At 72.5% G+C, this 5,063-nt stretch carries 7 protein-coding genes; 3 read left to right on the forward strand and 4 right to left on the reverse strand.

Annotated features, from left to right (window positions below; all coding sequences use genetic code 11):
• From DZG00_RS12025 to DZG00_RS12040, 4 genes are all read right to left on the reverse strand, one after another.
• Positions 1 to 1,121 (reverse strand): sensor histidine kinase (locus DZG00_RS12025; RefSeq protein WP_119455660.1); only part of this gene is annotated, 1,121 nt, incomplete at its 3' end.
• 79 nt (positions 1,122 to 1,200) lie between these two features.
• A complete protein-coding gene (locus DZG00_RS12030; RefSeq protein WP_119382545.1) occupies positions 1,201 to 1,410 on the reverse strand; it encodes a hypervirulence associated TUDOR domain-containing protein in 210 nt (69 codons plus the stop codon).
• Positions 1,410 to 2,207: an SDR family NAD(P)-dependent oxidoreductase gene (locus tag DZG00_RS12035; RefSeq protein ID WP_119382544.1), complete on the reverse strand. Its 798-nt coding sequence runs from the start codon at positions 2,205 to 2,207 to the stop codon at positions 1,410 to 1,412. The genes DZG00_RS12030 and DZG00_RS12035 overlap by 1 nt, the downstream gene beginning before the upstream one ends.
• Positions 2,208 to 2,319: 112 nt before the next feature.
• On the reverse strand, positions 2,320 to 2,880 hold the full coding sequence (locus DZG00_RS12040; RefSeq protein WP_119382543.1) for a Dps family protein: 561 nt from the start codon (positions 2,878 to 2,880) through the stop codon (positions 2,320 to 2,322).
• A 221-nt stretch (positions 2,881 to 3,101) separates the two neighbouring features.
• Between DZG00_RS12040 and DZG00_RS12045 the strand changes: the two genes are divergently transcribed.
• The 3 genes from DZG00_RS12045 to DZG00_RS12055 form a co-directional block, all read left to right on the forward strand.
• Positions 3,102 to 4,004, forward strand: coding sequence for an SMP-30/gluconolactonase/LRE family protein (locus DZG00_RS12045; RefSeq protein ID WP_119382542.1), 903 nt, complete (start codon positions 3,102 to 3,104; stop codon positions 4,002 to 4,004).
• Positions 4,005 to 4,057: 53 nt separating this feature from the next.
• Positions 4,058 to 4,624, forward strand: coding sequence for a type 1 glutamine amidotransferase domain-containing protein (locus tag DZG00_RS12050; RefSeq protein ID WP_119382541.1), 567 nt, complete (start codon positions 4,058 to 4,060; stop codon positions 4,622 to 4,624).
• A gap of 34 nt (positions 4,625 to 4,658) precedes the next feature.
• A partial coding sequence (locus DZG00_RS12055) for a hypothetical protein (RefSeq protein WP_119455661.1) occupies positions 4,659 to 5,063 on the forward strand: 405 nt, incomplete at its 3' end.

Below are 5,063 nucleotides of genomic sequence, written 5' to 3' on the forward strand. Positions count from 1 at the left end.
AGGCGGGCGCGCATGCCCTCGACGCCGGTGCCGGCATGGGGGACGGCGGCGGCGGCGGGCATGGACGGGTCGGGGCGGGCGGCGACCGCGTTCTCGACCTCGAGCACGACGTCGGCGGCGCGCCAGGTCTCGCGCAGGCGGATCCGACCGCCGGGCTCGCCGTGCCGCATCGCGTTGGTGGTCATCTCCTGCGCGACGCGGCGGATGACCACCTGGCGAGCGGGATCCACTGCGCGCCGCGTGCCGCGCATCTCGTGCGCGAGGTCCACGCCCGCGGCGCGCACCTGCGCGACCACCGCGTCGAGGTCCTCGGGGCCGTCGTCGGCGCCCGCCGGGCTCGTGCCGCTCAGCACCTCGCGCACCTCGGCGAGGGAGCGGCGGGCCGTGTCGGCGATCGTGGCGGACACCCCGCGGATCCGCTCCTCGTCGTCGAGGAACTGCACGGAGTCGGCCTGCGCGATGATCACCGCGAGCGAGTGGCCGACGATGTCGTGCACGTCGCGCGCCATGCTCGCCCGCAGCGTCTCGGCCTGCGCGAGGTCGACGGCCTTCACGGCGGTGTCCTCGGCCTGGACGCGGAGGCGCGACTCGGTCGTGCGGGCCCGGATGACGCGCACGACGAGGCCGGTCAGCCACGCCAGCAGCAGCATCAGGACCGGAGCCGCGACGAAGATCATGGCGCCGAGGCCGCCGGGAGTGATCAGGAGCGAGTAGCGGGCGCCCGTGTGCAGCAGGTAGACGGTGGCCATCGCGCCGCCGACGACCGCGGACGCGACGCCTATGACGACCGTGGCCCGCGATCCCCGCCGGGCGGTGGAGTACAGCACGAGGAGGAGCGCGACGTCGGCGAAGCCGGGCCGCTCGCCGAGCTGCCACTGCGCGAGCGCCATCGCCCACGCGAGGACGAGCGCGGCGCCCGGGAAGACCGACCGCACGATGACGGCGGTCAGCGCCAGCACGGCGACGAGGAGGCTCGCCTCCTGCACGTCCACCGGGGGGAGCACGGCGAGCCCGGCGATGAGCAGCCCGAGGATCGCGTCGACGGAGACCTCGACGCCGTCGCGGTGACGGGGCGCCCGCGTCGACGTCGAGCGCGTCGCGGCGGCGGTCCCGGTGTCCATCGGCCTTAGCCTAGGCGCGGGCCCGACGGCGGGTCGCCCCTCGCGGGTACCGGTCGCCGGTACCCGCGAGGGAGGATCCCTACTTCTTCTTCGTCAGCGCGGATCCCTTGTGGGCCGCGGTCTTCCCGGACTTGTCGCTCTCCACGATGTACGCCGGCTCGTCGGGCGACGCCGTAAAGTGCTGCCCGTCGTGCTGGAAGTCCTTCGTCCTCTCCTCGACGACCTTCCCGTGGGTCTCGCCCTGGGGCGTGTTCCAGGTGACGGCATCGCCCTTCTTCAGGGAGGCCATCAGATCGTCGCCACCGATCCGGAGTCGACGCGGTAGTTGGACCCGTTCACGAACGACGCGAGGTCGGAGCAGAGGAACGCGACCACGTTGGCGACCTCGGTCGCCTCGCCGCGGCGCTTGAGCTCCATGTACGGGCGCTCCTCGTCGAGGAACGACTCGATGGCCTCCTCCTTCGAGGTGCCCAGCTGGTCGGCGCGCTTGTCCATCATCGCGTCGGTCATGGGCGTGCGGATGAAGGCGGGCGAGACCGCGTTGACGAGCAGGCCCTCCTTCGCGTAGCTGCGGGACAGGCCCTTCGACAGCGCGAGGATCCCGGCCTTGGCGGCGCAGTAGGGGAGCTCGTCGTCGTACGGCTGCACGGCGTCCTCGGAGGCGAGGAACACGATCCGGCCCCAGCCGCCCTTCCGGAGCGACGGGAGGAACTGCTTCACGAGCCGCACCGGGCCGAGCAGGTCGACCTCGATGGTGTCCGTCCAGCCCTCGTCGTCGATCTCGTGGAAGAGGCCCTGCGCGCCCGTGATGCCCGCGGACTGGACGAGGATGTCGATGTCGCCGACGGCCTCCTGCACCTTGTCGTGCAGCGCCGCGAGCGACTCGACGCTCGTCACGTCGGCGGCGAACGCGTGCACGCGGTCCCCGCCGTCGAGCTTCGCGGCGGCCTCGTCGAGCGATCCCTGGTCCTGGTCGCTGAGGACGACGGTCGCGCCCTCGCTGAGGAGGATGCGGGCGGTCTCCCACCCGATCCCCGAGTCGGCGCCCGTGACGAGCGCGGTCTTCCCTGCGATGCCGAGATCCATCTGGGTCTCCTCACTGCCCCGGAGGGCGGTCGATGTCGTCTGCGTGCGTCCCGTCCCGGGGACGCGACGAGGGCCGCACCTGGTGGCGCGGCCCTCGGATCGTGGTGCGGTGCTACTCGGCGGCTGCGCCGACGCGGCGGTTCTCCGCGGACACCATCCACGCGTACTGCTCGAGCGCGGTGATGAAGCCGTGGAGGAGGTCCGCGGTGGTCGGGTCCTCCTCGTCGACGTCGTCGTGGACCTCGCGCATGGTGTGCACGGCGGCCTCGAGGCGCTGGGTCACGAGGTCGACGGTCTCGGCCGTGTCCACCTCGCCCTGCGGGTACTCGGGGAGCGTCGTGGTCTCGGCGACGGTGTCGCTGCGGCCGTCCGGCGTGGCGTGCAGGGCGCGCATGCGCTCGGCGAGGTCGTCGCTGAACTCGCGCGCCGACTCGATGATCTCGTCGAGCTGCAGGTGCAGGTCGCGGAAGTTCTTGCCGACGACGTTCCAGTGCGCCTGCTTGCCCTGGATGTGCAGCTCGATGAGGTCGACGAGCACCTTCTGCATGTTCTCGTGCAGCTGCTCGCTCGCCTTGAATCCGCGCTCGGCGTTCTGGCGCTTGGTGGGCTTGGAGCCCTCGGGCTGGGTGGCCTTCTCGGATGCGCTGGTGGGGCGTTCGACGGTCGTGGTCATGTGCGACTCCTCGTTCTGTTCGTTCGTGGGGTCGGGGGTTCCCGATCCGTGCGGGACGGCGTCCGGTGGGACGGGGCTCCGCGGGCCGGGCGCGCTCGCGCGCGTCGTCCGGCCTCCCCTCGACGGTACGCCCGCAGCTTCCTCGTCGCACGAACGATGAGGGCGCTCACAGACTGCGCCCAGGGTCTGCGGCCGCGCACCGCCGGTGCTTGGCTGGATCCATGACCGCCATCACCTCCGACCTCCGCGTCCTCCGCGACGCCCGCGCGATCCTCGTCGAGAGCCTCTGGTGGGATCCCGCCGGCGACGTGATGTGGAACGACATCACCGCGGGCACGCTGCACCGGAGCCCGTGGACGGGCGCGGCCGACGGATCCGACGACACCGTCCTCGAGCTGCCGCCGCCGCTCGCGTCCTTCCAGCCGGCCGACGACGGCGGCTTCGTCGCGGGGCTCGGCGACCGGATCGTGCTCGTCGACCGGGAGGGCCGGATCACGCGCGAGCTCGCCCGGGTCGAGCACGCGCACGACGGCATGCGCATGAACGAGGGCAAGGTCGACCCGGCGGGCCGCTTCGTCATCGGATCCATGGACGTCACCGAGGGCGAGCCCGACGCGGCGATCTACTCCGTCGACGGCGCGGGCACCCTGCGCACCCTCGTCGGCGGCTTCGCGATCACCAACGGCTTCGAGTGGACCGACGGCGGCCGCACGATGATCCTCACCGACACGAGCGAGAAGACGGTCTACCGCGCGCCCTACTCGGCCGACGGCGAGCTCGGCGACCTCGCGCACTGGATCCACGGCGAGATGAGCGACGGCCTCACCCTCGACGCCGACGGCTACGCGTGGAACGGCGTCTACGGCGCGGGCAAGGTGGTCCGCTGGGCGCCCGACGGCACGAAGGACCTCGAGATCGAGGTCCCCGCCCCGAACGTCACCTCGGTCGCCTTCGCGGGACCCGACCTCCGCACCCTCGTCATCGGCACGGCGCGCGAGAACCTCACGGAGGAGCAGCTCGAGGAGCACCCGCTCTCCGGCGGCGTCTTCGCGATCGACACGGCCGTCTCCGGACGCCCCGTGAACGTGTTCCGCACCGTGGTCGACGGCGCCTGGCGGGCGTAGCGTCGAACGCGCCGTCCGACCGGGCGGCGATACCCTCACGAGGAGGAACGCACATGACCGGAGAGAGCATCCAGGGCCGCACGGTGGCCTTCCTGCTGACGGACGGCTTCGAGCAGGTCGAGCTGACGGAGCCGTGGAAGGCCGTGCAGGAGGCCGGCGGCACGCCCGTGCTGGTGTCCCCGAAGTCGGACACCGTGCAGGGCCTGAACCACATCGACAAGGCCGACACCTTCGACGTCGACGTGCAGGTGAAGGACGCGGACGCGGCCGACTACGACGGCCTCGTGCTGCCCGGCGGCGTCGTGAACGCGGACGACCTCCGCGTCGACGCCGACTCGGTCGCCTTCGCGAAGGCCTTCTTCGCCGCGGGCAAGCCCGTCGCGTCCATCTGCCACGCCCCGTGGATCCTCATCGAGGCCGGCGTGGTCGACGGGCGCCGCATGACCTCGTACCCCACCCTGGCCACCGACCTCCGCAACGCCGGCGCCGAGTGGGTCGACGAGGAGGTCGTGGTCGACAGCGGCTTCGTCACGAGCCGCAACCCCGACGACCTGCCCGCGTTCAACGCGAAGCTGATCGAGGAGATCGCCGAGGGCGAGCACGACGAGCAGCACGCCTGACCCGATCCGGCACCCGCGCACCTAGGGTGAGGGCGTGACCACGCCCTCACCCGATGCGCGATTCCGCCAGACCACGCCCGCCCCGCGCGCCGTCCGCGTCGCCGGGCTCGTGATCGCCGTGGTGGGCCTCGTCGTCCTGGTCGTCTCGGGCGGAGGTGCCCTCGGCATCGTCGTCGCTGCTCTGCTCGTGGCCGCGGGCGCCGTGGTCGGCTCGCTGCGGATCCGCATCACGCTCGACCCGGACGACGTCGAGGTCGCGCTCGTGCCGCTGAGGCGGATCCGGATCGCGTACTCCGCGATCGCGGACTGCACGGTCGTCGACCACCTCCGACCGCGGACGGTCGGCGGCGTCGGCGTGCGGCGGCTCCCGGGCGGCGGCGCCGCGATCCTGCTCGACGCCGGGCCCGCCGTCTCCATCGAGGCGGCCGACGGCACGCGG

It is taken from the genome of Clavibacter lycopersici (genome assembly GCF_003576405.1).
GTDB classification, from domain to species: Bacteria; Actinomycetota; Actinomycetes; order Actinomycetales; family Microbacteriaceae; genus Clavibacter; species Clavibacter lycopersici.

What these genes read in the sequence shown, in the direction of transcription:
- DZG00_RS12030 (WP_119382545.1), bottom strand. Translation starts at nt 1,410, where the DNA reads ATGGCCTCCCTGAAGAAGGGCGATGCCGTCACCTGGAACACGCCCCAG.
- DZG00_RS12035 (WP_119382544.1), bottom strand. Translation starts at nt 2,207, where the DNA reads ATGGATCTCGGCATCGCAGGGAAGACCGCGCTCGTCACGGGCGCCGAC.
- DZG00_RS12040 (WP_119382543.1), bottom strand. Translation starts at nt 2,880, where the DNA reads ATGACCACGACCGTCGAACGCCCCACCAGCGCATCCGAGAAGGCCACC.
- DZG00_RS12045 (WP_119382542.1), top strand. Translation starts at nt 3,102, where the DNA reads ATGACCGCCATCACCTCCGACCTCCGCGTCCTCCGCGACGCCCGCGCG.
- DZG00_RS12050 (WP_119382541.1), top strand. Translation starts at nt 4,058, where the DNA reads ATGACCGGAGAGAGCATCCAGGGCCGCACGGTGGCCTTCCTGCTGACG.